19 protein-coding genes are annotated in these 22,979 nt (G+C 60.4%); 14 read left to right on the forward strand and 5 right to left on the reverse strand.

Features of this window, described 5'->3' with window-relative positions; all coding sequences use genetic code 11:
* Positions 1–105 precede the first annotated feature (105 nt).
* Genes rsmA through IB245_RS27580 form a run of 4 tightly spaced genes read right to left on the reverse strand, consistent with a single transcriptional unit; the run spans position 106 to position 6,002 of the window.
* On the reverse strand, positions 106–924 hold the full coding sequence (gene rsmA, locus IB245_RS27565) for a 16S rRNA (adenine(1518)-N(6)/adenine(1519)-N(6))-dimethyltransferase RsmA (RefSeq protein WP_192229278.1): 819 nt from the start codon (positions 922–924) through the stop codon (positions 106–108).
* Positions 921–1,910, reverse strand: a complete 990-nt coding sequence (pdxA, locus tag IB245_RS27570; RefSeq protein ID WP_192229279.1) for a 4-hydroxythreonine-4-phosphate dehydrogenase PdxA — start codon at positions 1,908–1,910, stop codon at positions 921–923. Before pdxA ends, rsmA begins: the two co-directional genes overlap by 4 nt.
* Complete coding sequence (surA, locus tag IB245_RS27575) at positions 1,907–3,223, reverse strand: peptidylprolyl isomerase SurA (RefSeq protein WP_192229280.1); 1,317 nt, start codon at positions 3,221–3,223, stop codon at positions 1,907–1,909. The genes pdxA and surA overlap by 4 nt, the downstream gene beginning before the upstream one ends.
* The gene (locus tag IB245_RS27580) at positions 3,204–6,002 is read right to left on the reverse strand and encodes an LPS-assembly protein LptD (protein ID WP_192229281.1); all 2,799 of its coding nucleotides are present in this window, start codon (positions 6,000–6,002) and stop codon (positions 3,204–3,206) included. The genes surA and IB245_RS27580 overlap by 20 nt, the downstream gene beginning before the upstream one ends.
* Before the next feature lie 130 nt (positions 6,003–6,132).
* Between IB245_RS27580 and IB245_RS27585 the strand changes: the two genes are divergently transcribed.
* The 3 genes from IB245_RS27585 to IB245_RS27595 are packed head-to-tail and all read left to right on the forward strand — an operon-like array spanning position 6,133 to position 8,589.
* Positions 6,133–7,152, forward strand: coding sequence for an aminoglycoside phosphotransferase family protein (locus IB245_RS27585; RefSeq protein WP_192229282.1), 1,020 nt, complete (start codon positions 6,133–6,135; stop codon positions 7,150–7,152).
* Positions 7,149–7,820, forward strand: a complete 672-nt coding sequence (gene murU / locus IB245_RS27590) for an N-acetylmuramate alpha-1-phosphate uridylyltransferase MurU (protein WP_192229283.1) — start codon at positions 7,149–7,151, stop codon at positions 7,818–7,820. Before IB245_RS27585 ends, murU begins: the two co-directional genes overlap by 4 nt.
* A 1-nt stretch (position 7,821) precedes the next feature.
* Complete coding sequence (locus tag IB245_RS27595) at positions 7,822–8,589, forward strand: TerB family tellurite resistance protein (protein ID WP_008035968.1); 768 nt, start codon at positions 7,822–7,824, stop codon at positions 8,587–8,589.
* Positions 8,590–8,707: 118 nt separating this feature from the next.
* On the opposite strand, the gene IB245_RS27600 is transcribed toward IB245_RS27595, so the two are convergent.
* A complete protein-coding gene (locus tag IB245_RS27600) occupies positions 8,708–9,700 on the reverse strand; it encodes an alpha/beta hydrolase family protein (protein ID WP_192229284.1) in 993 nt (330 codons plus the stop codon).
* Positions 9,701–9,773: 73 nt separating this feature from the next.
* On the opposite strand from IB245_RS27600, the gene IB245_RS27605 reads away from it, so the two are divergent.
* The 11 genes from IB245_RS27605 (at position 9,774) to IB245_RS27655 (ending at position 22,974) form a co-directional block, all read left to right on the forward strand.
* On the forward strand, positions 9,774–12,170 hold the full coding sequence (locus IB245_RS27605) for a PAS domain S-box protein (protein ID WP_192229285.1): 2,397 nt from the start codon (positions 9,774–9,776) through the stop codon (positions 12,168–12,170).
* Positions 12,171–12,311: 141 nt separating this feature from the next.
* The gene (locus tag IB245_RS27610; RefSeq protein ID WP_003210977.1) at positions 12,312–12,941 is read left to right on the forward strand and encodes a response regulator transcription factor; all 630 of its coding nucleotides are present in this window, start codon (positions 12,312–12,314) and stop codon (positions 12,939–12,941) included.
* A gap of 337 nt (positions 12,942–13,278) precedes the next feature.
* Positions 13,279–14,403, forward strand: coding sequence for an ABC transporter ATP-binding protein (locus IB245_RS27615; protein WP_008027079.1), 1,125 nt, complete (start codon positions 13,279–13,281; stop codon positions 14,401–14,403).
* A gap of 44 nt (positions 14,404–14,447) precedes the next feature.
* Entirely contained in the window at positions 14,448–15,491 is a 1,044-nt protein-coding gene (locus IB245_RS27620; RefSeq protein WP_008035977.1) for an ABC transporter substrate-binding protein, read from the forward strand.
* 207 nt (positions 15,492–15,698) lie between these two features.
* Positions 15,699–16,946: an ABC transporter permease gene (locus tag IB245_RS27625; RefSeq protein WP_008027082.1), complete on the forward strand. Its 1,248-nt coding sequence runs from the start codon at positions 15,699–15,701 to the stop codon at positions 16,944–16,946.
* 13 nt (positions 16,947–16,959) lie between these two features.
* Positions 16,960–17,784, forward strand: a complete 825-nt coding sequence (locus IB245_RS27630) for an ABC transporter permease (RefSeq protein WP_008027084.1) — start codon at positions 16,960–16,962, stop codon at positions 17,782–17,784.
* A 217-nt stretch (positions 17,785–18,001) separates the two neighbouring features.
* Entirely contained in the window at positions 18,002–19,150 is a 1,149-nt protein-coding gene (locus tag IB245_RS27635) for an iron-containing alcohol dehydrogenase (protein ID WP_192229286.1), read from the forward strand.
* 80 nt (positions 19,151–19,230) lie between these two features.
* Positions 19,231–19,905 (forward strand): ribulose-phosphate 3-epimerase, encoded by a 675-nt coding sequence (gene rpe, locus IB245_RS27640; protein ID WP_008035979.1) that lies wholly within the window; start codon positions 19,231–19,233, stop codon positions 19,903–19,905.
* Positions 19,902–20,720: a phosphoglycolate phosphatase gene (locus IB245_RS27645; protein ID WP_084318377.1), complete on the forward strand. Its 819-nt coding sequence runs from the start codon at positions 19,902–19,904 to the stop codon at positions 20,718–20,720. The genes rpe and IB245_RS27645 overlap by 4 nt, the downstream gene beginning before the upstream one ends.
* A 71-nt stretch (positions 20,721–20,791) precedes the next feature.
* Positions 20,792–22,273: an anthranilate synthase component I gene (trpE, locus tag IB245_RS27650; RefSeq protein ID WP_192229287.1), complete on the forward strand. Its 1,482-nt coding sequence runs from the start codon at positions 20,792–20,794 to the stop codon at positions 22,271–22,273.
* Between the two features lie 107 nt (positions 22,274–22,380).
* Positions 22,381–22,974, forward strand: a complete 594-nt coding sequence (locus IB245_RS27655; protein WP_008027095.1) for an aminodeoxychorismate/anthranilate synthase component II — start codon at positions 22,381–22,383, stop codon at positions 22,972–22,974.
* The last annotated feature ends 5 nt before the right edge of the window (positions 22,975–22,979 follow it).

Here is a 22,979-nt window from a genome sequence, read left to right on the forward strand (position 1 = left end):
GAAGCGGGACGCGGGGCGTAGCTGATGGAACTCAGTCTAGGCCAAGTATCGGGTAGTAAACCAGACATGAGGGCTGGTGTCCTACCCGATAACGCTTGTTGCCTGTCAGTCGGCGGCGGGTTTCTGTAGGACTTGTTCGCTGAGCTTGTCGGCCAGGCGTACGAAGGCGGCCAGATCGAGCTGCTCCGGACGCAGGCTGCCGTCGACACCGGCGGCGGCGATTTCGTCGTTGCTCAGCAGCAACTTGAGGGTGTTGCGCAGGGTCTTGCGGCGCTGGTTGAAGGCTTCGCGCACGACGCGCTCCAGCAAGCGGTGATCCTTGGCCGGGTGCGGCAGTACGGCGTGAGGCACCAGGCGCACGATGGCAGAATCGACTTTCGGCGGCGGGTTGAATGCGCCGGGGCCAACGTTGAACAAGTGCTCTACACGACAATGGTACTGGACCATGATCGACAGACGCCCCCAGTCACCGCCGCCAGGGCCTGCCGCCAGACGCTCGACCACTTCTTTCTGCAGCATGAAGTGCATGTCGCGAATGATGCCTGCGTTGTGCAGCAGGTGGAAAATCAGCGGCGTGGAGATGTTGTAAGGCAGGTTGCCCACCACGCGCAGGCTGTTCGGCGCAGCGTTCAGGCTGTTGAAGTCGAACTTCAGCGCATCGCCCTGGTGCAGGTTGAAATTGCTCTTGCCGGCGAACTGCTGGTTGAGGATCGGGATCAGGTCTTTATCCAGCTCTACTACGTCCAGCTGGGCACCGCTGTTCAGCAGGCCCTGGGTCAGCGCGCCCTGGCCCGGACCGATTTCCAGCAGGCGGTCTTCGGGCTTGGCATGGATGGAGCGCAGGATGCGGTCGATAACGCCGGCATCGTGCAGGAAGTTCTGGCCAAAGCGTTTGCGCGCCTTGTGTTGGTAATGCTCGGTCATAAACGGGTCTCGGCCATCTGGTAGGCGGTTTCCAGGGCGACTTGCAGGCTGCCGGTGTCGATTTTGCCGCTGCCGGCCAGGTCCAGGGCGGTGCCGTGGTCGACCGACGTGCGGATGATCGGCAAGCCGAGGGTCACGTTGACTGCTGCGCCGAAGCCTTTGTATTTCAGCACAGGCAAGCCCTGGTCGTGGTACATCGCCAGCACCGCGTCGCAGTGCTCCAGATATTTGGGGGTAAACAGAGTGTCGGCGGGCAGGGGACCGCGAAGGTCCATGCCTTCGCCACGCAGGCGCTCTAATGTAGGTTCGATGATGTCGATTTCTTCATGGCCCAGGTGTCCGCCTTCGCCGGCATGGGGATTGAGCCCGCACACCAGGATACGCGGCTGGGCGATGCCGAATTTTTGTTGCAGGTCGGCATGCAGAATCCGCGTGACCCGCTCCAGACGCTCCGGTGTGATTGCATCGGCAATCTCGCGAAGGGGCAGGTGAGTGGTGACCAGCGCCACGCGCAATCCGCGGGTCGCAAGCATCATCACCACTTGCGCGGTCTGCGTCAGGTCGGCGAGAAATTCTGTATGCCCGGAAAAGGCGATACCCGATTCGTTGATCACGCCCTTGTGCACAGGTGCGGTGATCATGCCGGCGAAGTGTCCGTCCAGGCAGCCCTGACCAGCGCGGGTCAGGGTTTCCAGTACGAAAGCGGCATTGGCTTTGTCGAGTTGACCGGCAGTCACCGGCGCATTGAGCGGTGTATCCCAGACATACAGGCTGTTGGCTGGCGCGGGGACATCCGGCCAGCTGTCCGGGGTCACCGGCAGCAAATCAACAGCCACGCCCAGCTGCGCGGCCCGCTCAAGGAGCAGGTCGCGGCTGGTAATGGCAATCAAGGGATGTGGCTGGGCTTGCGAGGCAACCAGCAGGCACAGGTCAGGACCTATGCCGGCCGGTTCGCCGGGTGTCAGCGCGAAACGTTGGGGTTTCACTGCGCTGCCTGGTCTGCACCAGGGAGTTTGATCTCTACGTACGCTTCGTCACGGATCTGACGCAGCCAGGTTTGCAGCTCTTCGTCGTATTTGCGGTTACGCAGTACGGTCATTGCTTGCTGCTCACGGGCCTGGGTGGTGCTGTCCGTGGCGCGGCGGCCAAGGACTTCCAGGACGTGCCAGCCATATTGGGTCTGGAACGGCTTGGACAGCTGACCTTGCGGGGTCTTGGCCATCACTTCGCGGAACTCGGGCACCAATGCATTCGGGTCGATCCAGTTCAGGTCGCCGCCGTTGAGGGCGGAACCCGGGTCTTCCGAGAAGCTTTTCGCCAGTTCGCCGAAATCTTCGCCCGATTCGATACGGGTGTAGAGCGATTGGGCCAGGGCCTTGGTTTTTGCTTCGTCGCGGATCGGGCTAGGTTTGACCAGGATATGACGCACGTGTACTTCGTCACGGGTCTGGGTCTCGCCGCCACGCTTGTCGAGGATCTTCAGGATGATGAAGCCGCCCGGCGTACGCATCGGCTGGGTGACATCGCCGACCGACATGGTGCTCAGCATGCGATCGAACGGAGGTGGCAATTGAGCGGCTTTACGCCAGCCCATGTCGCCGCCTTCCAGTGCGGTTTCGCTGGCGGATTTGGCGATTGCCAACTGAGCGAAGTCAGCGCCTTGCTTGAGCTGCTGGTAAACCGCGTCGGCCTGTTTGGCAGCACTCTGAATCGCATCGGAATTAGCACTTTCCGGTGTAGGAATCAGGATGTTGGCCAAGCGGAACTCTTCGGACAGCTGCATTTTGCCAAGGTCGGAAGCGAGGAAGTTCTTCACTTCCTGCTCGGACACTTGAATGCGCTCAGCCACACGGCGTTGACGCACGCGGCTGATGATCATTTCACGACGAATCTGCTCGCGAGCGTCTTCATAAGACAGGCCATCACGAGTCAGGGCCGCGCGGAATTGATCGATCGACATGTTATTGCGCTGGGCAATGGTGCCGACCGCCTGATTCAGCTCTTCATCGGTGATGCGAATGCCGGAGCGTTCGCCGATCTGCAGTTGCAGGTTTTCGACGATCAGGCGCTCAAGCACCTGCTGATCCAGCACGCTGGCCGGCGGCGCAGCAGAACCGCGTTTGGCGATGGTTTGCTGAACTTCATGAACACGTTGGTCCAGCTGGCTCTGCATGACCACATCGTTGTCGACAATGGCCACCACTTTATCGATGGACTGTACCGCGGCATTCGCCGCAGTACCCAGGAACAGCGCGCCCAGCATCAGCGGGCGCAGACAATCAGAAAGCTTGGTCTTCACGTTCACGATAACCTTGGATGCCTTTGTCGAGGAAGCTCTCTACTTTTTGGCCAACAACGCCGCCGAGACCTTTCAGAACGATTTGGAGGAAGATGCCATGGTCGCCTTTTTCGTTTTGCGGAACTTCCTGACTGAATTCGTCATAGGAAACCCAGTAACGGTTGATCAGGCGCAGTTTCCAGCAGCAGTTGTCGTACTCGAAACCACCGAAGGCTTCCAGGGTACGGTTCTGGTTGTAGTCATACTGCCAGCGGCTGATGGCGTTCCATTGCGGCACGATCGGCCAGATCACCGAGAAGTCGTGCTGCTGGATCTTGTAGTAGTCCTTCACGTAACCCGGGGTGCCCGGCGTGCCGTAGTCACCACCGCCCACCGACCATTGGCCGGTGTTCTGGTCGTAACGGACCTGGTCATTGCGATAGCGATAGCCGGCGTTGATGACCTTGTTCGGGTTGTCTTCAGGCTGGTAGTGGAACATCGCACTGCCCGAGCGAGGGCTGTGGCTGTCCGGATCCCAGTTGTAATCGGCAGTCGTGCGCCAATCGCGGTTCCAGCGGTATTCGTATTCCAGCGCATACGGAGAAACGTTGGCCTGCGCATCTGCGCGGGTTTTTGCGTCGATACCCGGCAACTGGACTTCGCGATCCTTGAAGTACAAGGCCTGGCCGACGCTGATGCGTTGACGTTCAAAGCCGTTTTCTTCGATCCAGCGGCTGGTCACGCCCAGCGACAGTTTGTTCTCGTCGCCGACGCGGTCGGAGCCCGAGAAGCGGTTGTCGCGGAACAGCGACGCATAGTTGAAGGTGTACTCGCCGGTGTCGAAAACCGGAATGTCCTTCTGGTCTTCTTCAGGGACATACAGGTAGAACAGGCGTGGTTCCAGGGTCTGGCGGTAGTTCTTGCCGAACCAGGAGGTGTTGCGATCGAAATACAGGCCGCTGTCGACGCTGGCGATCGGGACGCCGCGGTTTTGCGAGCTGCTGAACGACTCGCCAAGCGCCGAAGCGTTATTGCGGTTCGTCAGGAGGTCGTTTTTACCGGTGCCATCGAGATCCAGGTCGTACTGGGTGTATTGATATTTGAGCGATGGCTTGACGAAGCCATACGTCCAGTCCAGCGGCAGGCTCACGCCTGGCTTGAGGTTCAGACGATTACCGTTGGCACGAGCCAGGCCCGCTACGTTGGTGTCCAGACGAGGCGACAGGTTGCCGTCTTCATCGGAGAACGAGCCCGTTTTCAGGTCGCGCTCGAATCGCACGATTTCTGTTTCGTAGTCGAAATTCAAACCGTTCGGGTGCGTTGGCAACTGACCGTTGAAGGTGAGCTGTGGCAAGCGGTCGTACGGTGTGATGTTCGATACGGTCGCCAGCTGATAGGCCTGGGCATTGAGGCGTGCAACGTAGCTGTCGCCACGATAGCTGACAGAGCCCTGCTGGTTCACGTAATCGGACGACTTCACGCCAAGCTGGTCGGTCTGCAGATCCTGGAAGTAATACGGATCGCTGATCTTGGTGTAGTCGACCTGCGTGAATACTCGCGAGTCGAGACCGCCCTTGTGCTGCCAGTTGTACATGTAGCGGGTTTTTTCGGAATCCGTTTGAAGCTTGCGATCGTCGTTCTCGTCGTTGAGGTACGCGGCGCCGAACTGACCTTCGGTGGACTTGGTCAGGTAACGGAACTCGCCTTCCATCAACAGGCCGCGCTTGCTCATGTAGCGCGGGTACAACGTGGCGTCGTAGTTCGGCGCCAGGTTGAAGTAGTACGGGGTGACCAACAGGAAGCCAGTGTCGCTGCCGCTGCCAATGGTTGGCGGCAGGAAGCCGGACTGACGACGGTCGTCGATCGGGAAGTAGATGTACGGCGTGTACAGAACCGGAATGTCCTTGACCCGCAGCGTCACGTTGGTCGCGGTACCGAAACCGGTCGCCGGGTTCAAGGTGATGTTGTTGCCCTTGAGCTGCCAGGCGTTGCTGTTCGGTTCGCACGTGGTGTACGTACCATCCTTGAGGCGGATGATCGCGTTTTCGGCACGCTTGGCGTACAGCGCGTTACCGCGGATACGGGATTTGTGCATCACGTATTCGGCGTTGTCGACCTTGGCTTCGCCGGTGTCGAGCTGCACTTCGGCGTGGTCGCCGACGATCAGCGCGCCGTTGTCGCGAATGCGCACGTTGCCGTCCAGCTCGCCACGGCTCTCGGCCTGGTAGAGGTTCGCTTCGTCGGCTTCGGCCTGCATGCTGCCCTGACGCAGGACCACGTCACCGGCCAGGGTAGCGATCTGTTCATCCTGCTTGTAGCGAGAAGCCTTGGCACCGACAAACGTCGGGGCGTCACTTTTATTCGTCTTGTCATTCATGCCAGGACGAATTGGTTCGATATAGGAACCAGAGCAGTAAGGACCGGTTTCGGCCAATTGCGCTGCAGTGAGATTCTCGCGCGGAACCCAGTCGAGGTGACTGTAGTCTGCGCTACGGGACTTGAGGGCGCGGCCTTTGGATTCGGTGACCAGCACAGGCTTGGTGCCGGTGTCTTCACTGGCGCCGCTCTCGGTAGGTGCTTCACCGGTTGCGGAGACTGCGCTGCCCTCATGGATGGGACGCGGTGGCAATGCAGCCGCCGACGTCTTGGGCGCACAGTTCCAGGCACCCGAAGCAGAGACTGAGCAGTCATACTGTTCCGCGGCGACCACGAACGAAGTGGCTAGAGGTTGCAGGGCCAGCAGACTGCCAGTGACCAACAACGGAAATTTTTTACGAAACGCGGGGGATTTCAATGCCATCTTATTAGTCCGGGCTTCCTGCGTGCCATCTGCCCGCGGTGTGGGCCGCACGCCTCTCGATGGTCTGAAAAAGATGCTGGATAATAAAGCATGACCCGCTTGACGGCTAGCGCCGTCGGAGACCCTTGCAATGCCTGACCAAGATGTACGTTTGCAACACCTGAAAGTTTGGCTCGATGAGCAGTTGGCGACCCTCTTTGCAGAGCAGAGGTGGGGCGCCGTACCCCCGGCCACGTTGACCGCGGCCAGCAGTGATGCGAGTTTTCGGCGCTATTTCCGTTGGGAAGGCGGCGGCAAAAGTTTCGTCGTAATGGACGCGCCGCCGCCCCAGGAAAACTGCAAACCCTTCGTGGATATCGCTTTTTTGCTGGCGAAATCCGGAATAAATGTGCCGAAAATTTATGCCGAAGACCTCGAGCGCGGTTTTCTTTTGCTCAATGACCTGGGCAACAAGACCTATCTGGACGTTATCGACAGCGAAAATGCCGACGATTTGTTCAAGGATGCCTTGCAGGCTCTGTTGGCTTTTCAGCAGTTGCCGATGGTTGCTCCGCTGCCGAGTTATGACGTGGCGCTGCTGCGTCGCGAGCTGGAATTGTTCCCCGAGTGGTTTGTGAAGCGTGAGTTGGGCATCGAGTTCGACGCTGCGCAGCAAATGCTCTGGCAGAACGTGTCGCAGCTGCTGATCGACAGCGCCCTGGCGCAACCGAAAGTCCTGGTGCATCGCGACTACATGCCGCGCAACCTGATGCTCAGCGAGCCGAATCCCGGCGTGCTGGATTTCCAGGATGCGGTCTATGGCCCGGTGACCTATGACGTGACCTGCCTGTTCAAGGACGCGTTCCTGAGCTGGCCCGAGGAGCGTGTGCACGGTTGGCTGCAAGATTACTGGCAGCAAGCGGGTGCCCTCGGCATTCCCGTCCAGCCAGACTTCGAAGACTTCCTGCGCGCCAGCGACCTGATGGGCGTGCAGCGTCACCTGAAAGTCATCGGTATCTTCGCCCGCATCTGCCATCGCGATGGCAAGCCGCGTTACCTCGCCGACGTGCCGCGCTTCTTTGCTTATATAGAAGCAGTGATCGCCCGCCGTCCTGAACTGGCGGAACTGGATGTGTTGCTGCTGAGTCTGCGTGCTGGAGTGAATGCATGAAGGCAATGATTCTGGCTGCGGGCAAAGGCGAGCGCATGCGCCCGCTGACCCTGACCACGCCAAAACCGCTGGTCCGCGCTGGCGGGGTGCCGCTGATCGAGTATCACCTGCGCGCGCTGGCCGCTGCCGGGTTTACCGAAATCGTGATCAACCATGCCTGGCTGGGACAGCAGATCGAAGACTATCTGGGCGATGGCTCGCGTTATGGCGTGAGTATCCAGTACTCGCCCGAAGGTGAACCGCTGGAGACCGGTGGCGGGATTTTCCGTGCATTGCCATTGTTGGGTGATGAGGCGTTTGTGGTGGTCAACGGTGATATCTGGACCGACTATGACTTCAGCGTCTTGCATCAACCCATCAGCGGCCTGGCGCATCTGGTGTTGGCGGATAACCCGAGCCACCACCCGGCAGGCGATTTCACGCTGGTCGACGGGCGAGTGCACGACGGCCAGGCAGATTCGCCGACCCTGACTTACAGCGGCATTGCAGTGTTGCATCCGCAGCTGTTCGACGGGCACACCGCCGGGGCGTTCAAGCTTGCACCGCTGCTGCGCACGGCCATGGCCGATGGGCAAGTCTCGGGTGAGCGGCTGAGCGGACGGTGGGTGGATGTCGGAACTCACGAGCGTCTGGCGGAAGTTGAAACTCTGATTGAAGCGAGTCGCTGAGATGCTGTGGCCAGGGACTCTGATTGGAGCCGGAGCGGGCTTTGCCATTGCCAGCATTCCGGGGGCCTTGCTCGGCGCTTTATTGGGGCAGGCGCTGGATCGGCACCTGCAATTGCATTCGTGGGGACATTTGCGTGAAAAGCTCGGTGGCAGGCCGGTGCTGCGCAACGATGAGCTGCTGTTCGTATTGCTGGGACGGCTGGCCAAATGCGATGGGCGAGTGGTAGACGGACATATCCAGCAGGCGCGCCTGGAAATGCAGGCACTGGACATGTCCGAGTCGGCCAAGCGTCGGGCAATTGCCGCGTTCAACCGCGGCAAGTCGGGCCGTGACCGGTTGCGCGGTTATCTGCGACGCTTGAGTGAGCAACCCCATGCGGCGGAAGGTGTATTGCGCGCCTGTTGGCGAATGGTCTGGGCCGATGGTCGTGCCGGGCATGCCGAGCGCGAACTGATTCGCCAATGGGGTAAATGGCTGGGCTGGACGTCGTATCAGGTGCAGGCGCTGGCGTCTGACTATGAGCCGCACAAGCAATCGTCGGCCGGCACTGCCATCACTTATCAGGAAGCGTTGTCGCTGTTGGGTGTGTCTGCCACCACCGAACCAGCGCAGATCAAACGCGCCTATCGGCGCCTGCTGAGTCGTCATCATCCGGACAAAATTGCCGGCAGCGGTGCGACGGCGTTGCAGGTGCGCGAGGCAACGGACAAGACGCGCGAATTGCATAACGCCTATACGTTGATTCGTCAGCGGCGGGATTTCAAGTGATGCGTCGTCAGTGATGACGCCTTCGCGGGCAAGCCTCGCTCCTACAGGTACGATGAAGTCCTGTAGGAGCGAGCGGTGCGGCGATCCGACTTGCCCGCGAAGGGCGCGCCTCGGTCTATCAGTCCGCCGCAGCCTGAGGATTCAACCAGCCCCGCACCCGGCGAACCAACTGCTCTTGCTCTGCTTTCGAGTCACCCGGCAACGCCTTGAGCGATACCTGACTGAACGCCGAACCCTTCAAGCGCTTGCTGGCCTGCAAGCGTTCCAGAGCTGCATTGCGGTCCAGCGGCTTGTCCTTATAGAAGATGTCGGCGGTGGGCAGTTTTAGTGTCGGCGTCAGCTCAGCCAGGCCAGGTTTCGCTGCCACGGGCGTCTGCGCGGCGACCATCGCGAACTTCTCGACTTGCGAGGGCTGCCTCTCGCTTAGATAACGCGCGGCCCAGTAAGCGCCGGTGCCATGCCCCAGCACCACGATGCTGCGAGCGCTCTGCTGTTCGGCGTAGGCAACAGCCGCATCGATGCGTGCAAAAATTCGTTCGGCGTCAGCTTTGACCTGTTCATCGCTGGTTTCAGCAATGGCCTTGTCGGCCACCTCCGCTTCACCGCCCGCCGCCTGCTCGATGGGCGCCGCCGTGGTCGAGTCCTTGCTGCCGGCATCGGGTGCTTTGGGCGATGGCGTTACTTCAACAATACGTGGCGCAATGGCATCGCTTTGCACGTCTGGCAAGGTGATACTCAGGCTGCTCCACTCGGCGTCCGGCAATTGGCGCCGCAACGGGCCGATTGCCTGCGGCCAGTCAACGGTTTCGCCCGCGCCCGGGATGATAATCACCGCACCCTTGGGGTCAGCGGTATTGGCCGGTTTCCACAAGGCCAGAAACGTGTCGCTGCCGGCTTGGAGTTGTTGCTGTTCCTGAGCGGGGATTTTTCGCTCAAGTGCTGCCGCTTCTTCCTGACTACGCTCAAGCAGCGGCTGACGTTCAACCGGTTTTTCTTCTGCGGGTTTTTCCGCGGCGGCCGGTGCCGGGTCTGCGGCCTCGACGGAAAAGGCGCAAGGCAGGATCAGCGACAGGCACAATGCTGGCAGTGCCAGGCGGTAGACAGGGGGCATCGGATATTCCAGGCCAGAAGTGGTTCCGGCAGCCTAATGGGTTGGTCAGTATTTGTCAGTGTGTGAGATTTCAATGATGCGTTTTTGCTGTCTGTGGGTTATCGGCTGTTTGTGGTTTCCCTTGATGGGCTGGGCGGCGCCTGCGCCACCGGAGCACATCGCGCAGTTGTCTGCGAGCCAACAGCAATGGCTCGCGCAACATAATGAATTACGCGTCGGACTGGTGTTGCAAGTGCCCTATGCGCAATACGATCGCCGCTTGCAGCGGTTGTCCGGGGTTAACGTCGAGCTGATGAAATGGCTGGCAAAAGCGCTCAAGGTCGAGCTGAGCTGGCGTAACTATCCCGACCTTGCGCAACTGGAAGCCGCCGCGCGCGAAGGTGAAATCGACATCGCTCCGGGGTTGGCGCAAACCCCCGGCGGCCTGCGCCTGTGGCAGTTTTCCGATCCATACATGCGGGTGCCGCAACTGGTGGTCAGCGACCAGAAGGGCGCCGGCGTGGTCGAGTTGGAAAAACTCGATAGCCAGACCCGCGTCGCCGTACGCATGCCCAGCGCCACCGCCGATTACCTGCGCAGCAATTACCCGCACTTGAACCTCCAGGGTGTGCCGATCGAGCGTCAGGCACTGCAACTGTTGTTGAGTCAGCAGGCCAGTTATGCCGTGGTCGACGAAGCGCAATTCGGGCGTTTGTCTGTCGAACCGGAGTTTGCCGGGTTGGTGGTGGTCGGTGATATTGGCCTGCCGCAACTGCTGCGCGTGGCTACACGGCGGGACTGGCCGGAACTCGCCGGCATCATCGAAAGCGCGCTGCGGGCGATCCCCGCCAAAGACCTGGAACAACTGCACAACCAATGGCTGCAAGCCAAATACCCGCGACTGACCGAGTCGCCGGGTTTCTGGCAGAACCTCTGCCTGCTGTTGGCGGTGTTGATGCTGAGCTGCATGGCGATCGTGGTCTGGCAGCGTCGGCAGCAACACAGTCTTGAGCAGCGGTTGCTGGTAGCACGGGAAGACATTGCCTTGCGTGCCGCCAGCGAAGAAGCGCTGCGCCTCACCCAGTTTTCTATCGACCAGAGCACCGTCGGCATTCTCTGGGTCAACTGGGACAGCCATGTGCGCTACGCCAACCGCGCCGCGGAAACCATGCTCGGCTATCCGTCGGGTGGCATCATCGATCGGCCGTTGATCGACTTTGAACCGGGTCTGCACATGGACCGCTGGCTGAACCTGTGGAAACGCGCCCGCGCCAGTGAAGAAGGGCCTCTCAGCTTTGAAACCAATTGCCTGCGAGCCGATGGCAGTATTCTGCCGACGGATGTGTCGTTGAGCTTCCTGCGTTTTCGCGATGGCGAATACCTGGTGGTCTACCTCAACGACGTCACCGAGCGTCGTCGTGCGCTGGCCGCGTTGCAGGAAAGCGAGGCGCGTCTGCAAGGGATCGCTGCCAACGTACCGGGATTGGTCTTTCGCCTGGAGCGGGCACCGATGACAGGGCAGATCGACTTTGCCTACATCAGTGAGGGCAGCGAGAGCCTGGTCGGTTACTCGCCGGCGACCCTGGCCCACCGCGACAAAGGCCTGCGCAGCCTGGTGCATCCGGACGACAAGGCCAGTTACCACCAGACGCAGGATCATGCGCTGGACACTGACAGTGACTGGTCGTGGCAAGGGCGGATTCTCACGCGCCAGGGCGATCAGCGTTGGGCCGAGATCAAGGCCATCACGCGTCGCCTCGATGACGGCACCTATGTCTGGGACGGCATCGTCTGGGACATCAGCGAGAGCAAGCGCATCGAGCTGGAACTGGCCAGCTCCCGTGAGCAATTGCGTGAATTGTCCGCACACCTGGAGAGCGTGCGAGAAGAGGAAAAGGCGCGCATCGCCAGGGAAGTTCACGACGAGTTGGGTCAGATGTTGACCGTGCTGAAACTGGAAACGTCCATGTGCGAACTGGCCTACGCCCAGCTCGACCCAGGTCTGAATGAACGTTTGAACAGCATGAAGCGCTTGATCGCTCAGTTGTTCCAACTGGTGCGCGATGTGGCCACGGCACTGCGGCCACCGATTCTCGATGCCGGGATTGCTTCGGCCATCGAATGGCAGGCCCGGCGTTTCGAGGCACGCACGCAGATTCCGTGTCTGGTGCAAGTACCGGAGAACTTGCCGGTGCTCAGCGATGCCAAGGCGATCGGCTTGTTCCGGATCCTTCAGGAAGCGCTGACCAATGTCATGCGGCATGCCCAGGCGCATACTGTTGAACTGACATTGACGCTTGAGGGCGACGAGTTGTGTCTGACTGTCAGCGATGATGGCGTAGGATTTGTCGCCGCTACTGGCCGGCCAACATCCTTCGGGGTTGTGGGCATGCGCGAGCGGGTGTTGATCATGGGCGGGGAGCTGTCGCTTGAAAGTGAGCCGGGGGAGGGCACGACGTTGAGTGTGCGCGTACCTTTGGATGAGGCCTGAAGAATTTGTGTTGGTTTTACTGACGCCTTCGTCGGAACGCCGCCCGGAGCCGGCTCGCTCCCACACGGATTGTGTGAACGCCACAGATCCAAATGTGGGAGCGGGCTTGCTCGCGAATGATCTTGAATCTGGAGAAAGACCGTGATCCGTGTACTGGTAGCCGAAGACCACACCATCGTTCGCGAAGGCATTAAACAACTGATCGGCCTGGCCAAGGACTTGCTGGTGGTGGGCGAGGCGAGTAATGGCGAGCAGTTGCTCGAAACCTTGCGTCATGTGCCTTGCGAAGTGGTGTTGCTGGACATCTCGATGCCGGGCGTCAATGGCCTGGAAGCGATTCCGCGGATTCGCGCACTGAACAATCCACCGGCGATCCTGGTGTTGTCGATGCACGACGAAGCGCAAATGGCTGCCCGGGCGTTGAAGGTCGGCGCGGCGGGTTACGCGACCAAGGACAGCGACCCGGCGCTGCTGCTGACGGCGATCCGCAAGGTCGCGGCGGGCGGTCGATACATCGACCCGGACCTGGCCGACCGCATGGTTTTCGAAGTCGGCCTGACCGATTCGCGGCCGCTGCATTCGTTGCTCTCGGAGCGCGAATTCTCGGTGTTCGAACGCCTGGCCCAGGGCGCCAACGTCAACGACATCGCCCAGCAACTGGCCCTGAGCAGCAAAACCATCAGCACCCACAAGGCGCGGCTGATGCAGAAACTCAACATCACATCCCTGGCTGAACTGGTGAAGTACGCCATGGAACACAAACTGCTCTAACACGATTCACCACGGATCCTGTAGGAGCGAGGCTTGCCCGCGAAGCTTTTAGCGTCAGTAAGATCGCCTTCGCGGGCAAGCCTCGCTCCTACGAAACGTTGTGGCATGTCCATTTGCGACATGCCTTTAAAACCGCTATCGCCGCTCCGTAAGGCTCGCAGCTCACCACCTGCCCCCATCCCGAAACGACATACCCATCCCCGCCATCCTTGTAGGGCAATCCCTACCCCCAACCTTCCATCCGGCTGAGGCGATTCTCTCCTGCGCCCCGATTTGCGTGCTCCCCAGCGTCCACTAGGCTTAGTCCACAGCAGTCATCAATAACAAAGGTGTGGGTATGAGCCAGGTCGATTCAAGCGCAGGGGCCAATGACATTCTGGTCAGCTTTCGTGGAGTGCAAAAGAGCTACGACGGCGAGAACCTGATCGTCAAAGACCTCAACCTGGACATTCGCAAAGGCGAGTTCCTCACGTTGCTCGGGCCATCCGGTTCCGGCAAGACCACCAGCCTGATGATGCTCGCCGGTTTCGAAACCCCGACCGCCGGTGAAATCCTCCTGGCCGGGCGCGCCATCAACAACGTGCCGCCGCACAAGCGCGACATCGGCATGGTGTTCCAGAACTATGCATTGTTCCCGCACATGACCGTCGCCGAGAACCTCGCGTTCCCGCTGACCGTGCGCGGCTTGAACAAGAGCGATGTCAGCGACCGGGTCAAACGTGTCCTGAGCATGGTTCAGCTCGAGACCTTCGCCCAGCGTTATCCGGCGCAACTGTCCGGTGGTCAGCAACAGCGTGTGGCCCTGGCCCGTGCATTGGTGTTCGAACCGCAACTGGTGCTGATGGACGAACCCCTCGGCGCACTCGACAAACAACTGCGCGAACACATGCAGATGGAGATCAAGCATCTGCACCAGCGCCTCGGCGTGACCGTGGTCTACGTGACCCACGACCAGGGCGAAGCCCTGACCATGTCCGACCGCGTGGCGGTGTTCCATCAGGGCGAAATCCAGCAGATCGCCCCTCCACGCAGCCTCTACGAAGAACCGAAAAACACCTTCGTCGCCAACTTCATCGGCGAGAACAACCGTCTCAACGGCCGCCTGCACAGCCAGACCGGCGATCGTTGCATCGTCGAACTCGGTCGCGGTGAAAAGGTTGAAGCGCTGGCGGTCAATGTCGGCAAGACCGGCGAACCCGTCACGCTGTCAATTCGTCCGGAACGCGTGAGCCTCAATGGTTCGAGCGAGTCCTGTGTCAACCGCTTCTCAGGGAGGGTGGCGGAATTCATCTATCTGGGCGACCACGTCCGGGTTCGCCTGGAAGTCTGCGGCAAGACCGACTTCTTCGTGAAACAACCGATTGCCGAGCTCGATCCCGGGCTTGCTGTCGGCGACGTGGTACCGCTTGGCTGGGAGGTCGAACACGTTCGCGCGCTCGACCCACTTCTAGAGGCGAACTGATCGCCCCCTGCTTCAACCAACCCTGCACGTGGAGAGAACAATAAATGTTGAGATCCCTGAAATTCACCGCCCTGGTCATGGGCATGATCGGTGCGGCACACGCGATGGCGGCGGGCCCGGACCTGACCGTGGTGTCCTTTGGCGGGGCGAACAAGGCCGCGCAGGTCAAAGCCTTCTACGCACCGTGGGAAGCGGCGGGTAACGGCAAGATCGTGGCGGGCGAGTACAACGGCGAGATGGCCAAGGTCAAAGCCATGGTCGACACCAAGAGCGTGTCCTGGGATCTGGTGGAAGTTGAGTCGCCAGAACTGTCCCGCGGTTGCGACGAAGACATGTTCGAGCAACTCGACCCGGCGCTGTTCGGCAAGACCGAAGACTACGTCAAAGGCGCTATCCAGCCTTGCGGCGTAGGTTTCTTCGTGTGGTCGACCGTGTTGGCCTACAACGCCGACAAGCTGGCCTCCGCACCCACCAGCTGGGTGGATTTCTGGGACACCAAGAAATTCCCGGGTAAGCGCGGCCTGCGTAAAGGCGCCAAGTACACCCTGGAATTCGCACTGATGGCCGACGGCGTTGCGCCGAAAGACGTCTACAAAGTGCTGGCCGGCAAAGACGGTCAGGACCGCGCGTTCAAGAAGCTCGATGAGCTGAAACCAAACATCCAGTGGTGGGAAGCCGGCGCACAACCGCCGCAATACCTCGCCTCCGGTGACGTGGTCATGAGCTCGGCCTACAACGGCCGGATCGCTGCCGTGCAGAAAGAAAGCAACCTGAAAGTCGTGTGGAACGGCGGTATCTACGACTTCGACGCATGGGCCATTCCAAAAGGCCTGGACAAGGCACGTGCTGAAGCGGCGAAGAAATTCATCGCGTATTCGGTGGCGCCGCAGCAGCAGAAGACCTACTCGGAAAACATCGCCTACGGCCCGGCCAACACCCAAGCCGTACCGCTGTTGTCCAAGGATGTCCTGAAAGACATGCCGACCACCCCGGAAAACATCGCCAACCAAGTGCAGATCGACGTCAGCTTCTGGGCTGACAACGGCGAGCAACTGGAGCAGCGCTTCAATTCCTGGGCTGCGAAATAAGACCACCCCGTGGGCTTATCGACTCCCGTAGGAGCGAGGCTCGCCCGCGAAGACGTCAGCACATTCAACATCAATGTTGACTGACACGCTGCCTTCGCGAGCAAGCTTCGCTCCTACGGGGGGTGATGTGTAGTTATCAAGAACAGAGGCGGCCTCGCGGTCAATGGATGCCGCCTCTGTAACGATCAAAGATTTCCGGAGTACGCCATGGCCACCGCCATTCCCCTGAACGCGGGCACTGACCCCACCTTGAAGCAGCGGCTCAAGCACGCCGAGCGGATCAACCGCTGGAAGGCCCAGGCCTTGATCGCGCCATTGGTGCTGTTTCTGTTGCTGGTGTTCCTGGTGCCCATCGTGGCGCTGCTCTACAAAAGTGTTGGTAACCCGGAAGTGGTCGGCGGCATGCCGCGCACCGTGGCGGCCATCGCCAGCTGGGACGGCCGTGGCCTGCCCGCTGAACCGGTTTACAAAGCGGCCAGCGAAGACCTCGCTGAAGCGCGCAAGAATCAGACCCTGGGCGACCTGTCCAAGCGCTTGAACATGGAATTGGCCGGCTATCGCAGCCTGCTGACCAAAACCGCCCGCGCCTTGCCGTTCGCTACCGAACCGGCCTCTTATAAAGACGCGCTGGAAGGGCTCGACGAGCGTTGGGGCGACCCGGCCTACTGGCAAGCGGTGCGCCGCAACACCAGCAACATCACGCCGTACTACTTGCTGGCCGCGGTCGATCACCGCATCGACGACCTCGGCGAAATCGCCCCGGCCACGCCCGATCAGGCGATTTACCTCGACATCTTCGCCCGCACCTTCTGGATGGGCCTGATCATCACCGCCATTTGCCTGGTGCTCGCCTATCCGTTGGCTTACCTGCTGGCGAATCTGCCGTCGCGTCAAAGCAACCTGCTGATGATCCTGGTGTTGCTGCCGTTCTGGACCTCGATTCTGGTGCGCGTCGCCGCGTGGATCGTATTGCTGCAATCGGGCGGGCTGATCAACAGCGGCCTGATGGCCATGGGCATCATCGATAAGCCGCTGGAGCTGGTGTTCAACCGCACCGGGGTTTACATCTCGATGGTGCACATCCTGCTGCCGTTCATGATCCTGCCGATCTACAGCGTGATGAAAGGCATCTCGCCGACCTACATGCGCGCCGCGATTTCCCTCGGTTGCCACCCGTTCGCCAGTTTCTGGCGGGTGTACTTCCCGCAGACCTATGCCGGTGTCGGCGCCGGCTGCCTGTTGGTGTTCATCCTCGCCATCGGCTACTACATCACCCCGGCCTTGCTGGGCAGCCCGAACGATCAGATGGTCAGTTACTTCGTCGCCTTCTACACCAACACCAGCATCAACTGGGGCATGGCGACCGCACTCGGTGGGCTGCTGCTGTTGGCGACCGTGGTGCTTTATCTGATTTACAGCTGGCTGGTGGGCGCCAGTCGCCTGCGCCTGAGCTAAGGGGAGAATCGAAATGCTGAGTCCTTATATGTCGCCCATCGAACGGGTGTGGTTCTACAGCTTGCGGATTCTCTGCGGCTTGATTTTGCTGTTCCTGATTCTGCCGGTGTTGGTGATCATCCCGTTGTCGTTCAACTCGGGCAGTTTCCTGGTGTATCCGCTGCAAGGTTTTTCGCTGCACTGGTATCAGGATTTCTTCGCCTCGGCGGAATGGATGCGTGCACTGAAGAACAGCATCATCGTCGCCCCGGCGGCGACCGTGCTGGCGATGGTGTTCGGTACGCTGGCGGCGATTGGCCTGACTCGGGGCGACTTCCCGGGCAAGGCGCTGGTGATGGCGTTGGTGATTTCGCCGATGGTGGTGCCGGTGGTGATCATCGGTGTCGCTAGTTATCTGTTCTTTGCACCGCTGGGCCTGGGCAACAGCTTCTTCTCGTTGATCGTGGTGCACGCGGTGTTGGGTGTGCCGTTTGTGATCATCACGGTGTCGGCAACGTTGCAGGGGTTTAACCACAACCTGGTGCGCGCCGCTGCCAGCCTCGGTGCTTCGCCGCTGACCGCGTTCCGCCGCGTGACCTTGCCGCTGATTGCTCCGGGTGTGATCTCCGGTGCACTGTTTGCCTTCGCGACCTCGTTCGATGAAGTGGTGGTGACGTTGTTCCTCGCCGGTCCCGAGCAAGCGACCTTGCCACGGCAGATGTTCAGCGGTATCCGCGAAAACCTCAGCCCGACGATTGCCGCCGCGGCAACGCTGCTGATCGCCTTCTCGGTGATCCTGCTGCTGACCCTGGAATGGCTGCGTGGCCGCAGCGAAAAACTGCGCACCGCCCAGGTCTGATTAGTTTTTGATTTTGTAGGAGCGAAGCTTGCTCGCGAAGAGGCCGGAACATTCAGCATCGATGTTGACTGACATGGCCCCTTCGCGAGCAAGCTTCGCTCCTACATTAGATTTGTGTTGTTCCCATGTTTGATCATTCACACCCTGAATAGCAGACAAACCCCAATCCCCAGCTACTATTGTGCCCAGCTCCCCTATCTATAAGAGGCTGCGCACGATGAGTCTTTCCTCTTTCAAAATCGCACACAAACTGATCACCGGCGCAGCTGCCATCGAGCAACTGTCCGCCGAGCTCAAGCGCCTGGACATCGACAACCCGCTGATCGTCACCGACGCCGCGCTGGTCAAGTCCGGCACGGTGGAGTTGGCGCTCGCGCAGTTGGGGGACCGTAGCTACGAGATTTTCGACCGTGTACTGCCGGACCCGGAAATCGCCATCGTCGAAGACTGCATGCGCGTTTACCGCGAAGGCGGGCACGACGGGCTGATCGGTCTGGGCGGCGGCAGCGCGATCGACATCGCCAAAAGTGTTGCCGCGTATGCCGGTTATCACGGCGCGCTGGAGGATCTGTTCGGCATCGACCAGGTGCCGCGCAAGGGCCCGCCGCTGATCGCCATCCCGACCACCGCCGGCACCGGCTCGGAAGTGACCAACGTCGCGATCCTCTCCGACAAGGTCGCGCAACTGAAAAAGGGCATCATCAGCGACTATCTGTTGCCGGACGTGGCGCTGGTCAGCCCGCAAATGACCCTGACCTGCCCACGCAGTGTCACCGCCGCCAGTGGCGTCGATGCGCTGGTGCACGCCATCGAATCTTATTTGTCCCTCAATGCTTCAGCGATTACCGACGCACTGGCCATCGGCGCGATCAAGTTGATCACCCAGGCGTTACCCAAGGCCTACGCCAATCCTTCCAATCTGCAGGCGCGTGAAGACATGGCCACCGCCAGCCTGATGGCCGGCATGGCGTTCGGCAATGCCGGGGTCGGTGCGGTGCATGCGCTGGCGTATCCGCTGGGCGGGCGTTTCAACATCGCCCACGGCGTCAGCAACGCCTTGTTGCTGCCGTACGTCATGACCTGGAACAAGATGGCCTGCGTCGAGCGCATGCAGGATATTGCCGAAGCCATGGGCGTGAAGACCGCTCATCTGAGCGCCAATGACGCTGCGGACAAAGCCGTCGAGGCGATGACCGCGTTGTGCGCAGCGGTAGAAATCCCGTCGGGCCTGCGCAGTTTCGGTGTTCCAGAGGATGCGATTCCGGCCTTGGCCCTGGAAGCAGCGGGTATCGAGCGCCTGATGCGCAACAATCCACGCAAACTGAGTGCGATTGATATCGAGAAGATCTACCGCGCGGCCTACTGATCATCGTCCTTACGGTGCGCGCGTCAAAGCATGAGGTATACAATGCGCGCCATCGTGATTCTGCTCAGAAAAGGTGCGTCATGCAGCCCTTCGTAATTGCTCCGTCGATTCTCTCCGCCGACTTCGCCCGCCTGGGTGAAGAAGTGGACAACGTTCTGGCCGCCGGCGCCGACTTCGTGCACTTCGATGTCATGGACAACCACTACGTGCCGAACCTGACCATCGGCCCGATGGTCTGTGCCGCGCTGCGCAAGTACGGCGTAACCGCGCCGATCGACGCGCACCTGATGGTCAGCCCGGTGGATCGCATCGTTGGCGACTTCATCGAGGCCGGCGCGACGTACATCACCTTCCACCCGGAAGCCACGCAGCACGTCGACCGTTCCCTGCAACTGATCCGCGAAGGCGGCTGCAAGTCGGGCCTGGTGTTCAACCCGGCGACCCCGCTGGACGTACTCAAGTACGTGATGGACAAGGTCGACATGATCCTGCTGATGAGCGTCAACCCGGGCTTCGGCGGGCAGAAGTTCATCCCCGGCACCCTCGACAAGCTGCGTGAAGCACGCGCATTGATCGATGCCTCGGGCCGTGACATCCGCCTGGAAATCGACGGCGGCGTGAACGTGAACAACATTCGTGAAATCGCGGCGGCTGGCGCCGATACCTTCGTGGCCGGCTCGGCGATCTTCAACGCGCCGAACTACCAGGAAGTCATCGAGAAGATGCGTTCCGAACTGGCGCTGGCCCGTCCATGAGTGGCTTTGAGCAGCTGTTCCCGGGGCGTCTGCCACGGCTGGTGATGTTCGATCTGGACGGCACGCTGGTCGATTCGGTCCCTGACCTCGCCGCGGCGGTGGATAACATGCTGCTCAAACTCGGGCGCCAGCCTGTCGGCATCGAATCGGTGCGTGACTGGGTCGGCAACGGCGTGCACATGCTGGTGCGCCGGGCCCTGGCCAATCACATCGACGCCGAAGGTGTCGATGATGTCGAGGCTGAACATGCCCTGGAATTGTTCAACGGCTTTTACGAGGACGGTCACGACCTGACGGTGGTTTACCCCGGCGTGCGTGACACCCTCAAGTGGCTGAACAAGCAAGGCGTGGAGATGGCGCTGATCACCAACAAGCCGGAGCGCTTCGTCGCGCCGTTGCTGGATCAGATGAAAATCGGCCGCTATTTCAAATGGATCATCGGCGGCGATACCTTGCCGCAGAAGAAACCTGACCCGGCTGCGCTGTTTTTCGTGATGAAAATGGCCAACATCCCGGCGTCGCAATCGCTGTTTGTCGGCGATTCGCGCAGCGATGTGCTGGCGGCGAAAGCGGCGGGGGTCAAATGCGTGGCCCTCAGTTATGGCTATAACCACGGTCGGCCGATTGCCGAAGAGTCGCCGGCGCTGGTCATCGACGACCTGCGCAAGTTAATTCCCGGTTGCCTGGATCCGGCCGCTGAGATAACGTTGGCCGACGCTGTTCAACCCCCTTCTGGAAACGCCATCGTGGTGGTCACCCGCAAACTCTGGATGAAAGTCATCAAGGCCCTGGCCCGCTGGCGTTGGCGCGCCTGACTTGTTCCTGGCCGGTCTACCGGCGCGTTTGCATACCTGACTGTTAGCACCTCAAGCCACGAGGCTACCCCATGATCCGCGAAGAATTCCTGCGTTTGGCCGCTGCCGGCTATAACCGCATCCCGCTTGCCTGCGAAACCCTGGCCGACTTCGACACGCCGCTGTCGATCTACCTGAAACTGGCCGACGAGCCCAATTCCTACTTGCTCGAATCCGTGCAGGGTGGGGAGAAGTGGGGCCGTTACTCGATCATCGGCCTGCCGTGCCGCACTGTGCTGCGGGTTCATGACCATCACATCAGCGTGACCCATGACGGCGTCGAGATCGAAAGCCATGAAGCGGAAGACCCGCTGGCGTTCGTCGAAGAATTCAAAGCCCGTTACAACGTACCGACCATCCCCGGCCTGCCACGCTTCAACGGCGGCCTGGTGGGTTATTTCGGTTACGACTGCGTGCGCTATGTGGAGAAGCGTCTGGGCAAGTGCCCGAACCCGGATCCGCTGGGCGTGCCGGACATTCTGCTGATGGTGTCCGATGCGGTGGTGGTGTTCGACAACCTCGCCGGCAAAATGCACGCAATTGTCCTGGCCGACCCGTCGCAGGACGATGCCTTCGAGCAAGGTCAGGCGCGCCTGCAAGAGCTGCTGGAAAAACTCCGTCAGCCAATCACTCCGCGCCGTGGCCTGGACTTCAGCAAGCAACAATCGGCTGACCCGGTGTTCCGCTCCAGTTTCACCCAGGACGATTACGAAAAAGCCGTCGACACCATCAAGGAATACATCCTGGCCGGTGACTGCATGCAGGTCGTGCCGTCCCAGCGCATGTCGATCGACTTCAAGGCGGCGCCGATTGATCTGTACCGGGCGCTGCGTTGCTTCAACCCGACGCCTTATATGTACTTCTTCAACTTCGGCGACTTCCACGTCGTCGGCAGTTCACCGGAAGTGCTGGTGCGAGTCGAAGACAATCTGATCACCGTTCGCCCAATTGCTGGCACCCGTCCGCGTGGGGCCAACGAAGAGGCAGACCTGGCGCTGGAGAAAGACCTGCTCTCCGATCACAAGGAAATCGCCGAACACCTGATGCTGATCGACCTGGGTCGTAACGACACCGGTCGCGTATCGGAAATCGGCTCGGTGAAGCTCACCGAGAAAATGGTTATCGAGCGTTATTCCAACGTGATGCACATTGTTTCCAACGTCACCGGGCAACTGAAAGCCGGGCTGACGGCAATGGACGCATTGCGGGCGATCCTGCCGGCGGGCACCTTGTCCGGCGCACCGAAGATTCGCGCGATGGAAATCATCGACGAACTGGAGCCGGTCAAGCGTGGCGTCTATGGCGGCGCGGTCGGTTACTTTGCCTGGAACGGCAACATGGACACGGCGATTGCGATCCGCACCGCCGTGATCAAGAACGGCGAACTGCACGTGCAGGCCGGTGGCGGCATCGTTGCCGACTCGGTGCCGGCGCTGGAATGGGAAGAAACCCTGAACAAGCGTCGTGCCATGTTCCGCGCAGTCGCCCTGGCTGAACAAACCCCGGAAAGCTGACCGATGAACGTGACCCGTATGCCATGTCGCTTTGGCTGACAAAGCGCTGCGGGTCGCTCATTCGAAGGCAGCCTTTATAGTCCGTGAATTCAAGAGGTTCTCAAGCCATGTTGCTGATGATCGATAACTACGACTCTTTTACCTACAACGTTGTGCAATACCTCGGTGAGCTAGGCTCCCAGGTCAAAGTCGTGCGCAACGATGAACTGACCGTTGCCGAAATCGAAGCCCTCAACCCGGAGCGCATCGTTGTGTCGCCCGGTCCTTGCACGCCGACCGAAGCGGGCGTCTCGATTGACGTCATCAAGCATTTCGCCGGCAAACTACCGATTCTCGGCGTGTGCCTGGGCCATCAATCCATCGGCCAGGCCTTCGGCGGCGATGTGGTTCGTGCCCGCCAGGTGATGCACGGCAAGACCAGCCCGGTGTTCCACGAGGACAAAGGTGTCTTCGAAGGCCTGAACCATCCGCTGACCGTCACGCGTTATCACTCGCTGATCGTCAAGCGCGAAACCTTGCCGGACTGCCTGGAACTGACCGCCTGGACTCAGCTTGAAGACGGTTCGGTCGACGAAATCATGGGCCTGCGCCACAAGACGCTGAATATCGAAGGTGTGCAATTTCACCCTGAGTCTATCCTGACCGAGCAGGGCCACGAGTTGTTCGCCAACTTCCTCAAACAAACCGGCGGCACGCGCTAAGGACT

The organism is Pseudomonas sp. PDM02 (assembly GCF_014852285.1).
Classification (GTDB): Bacteria; Pseudomonadota; Gammaproteobacteria; order Pseudomonadales; family Pseudomonadaceae; genus Aquipseudomonas; species Aquipseudomonas migulae.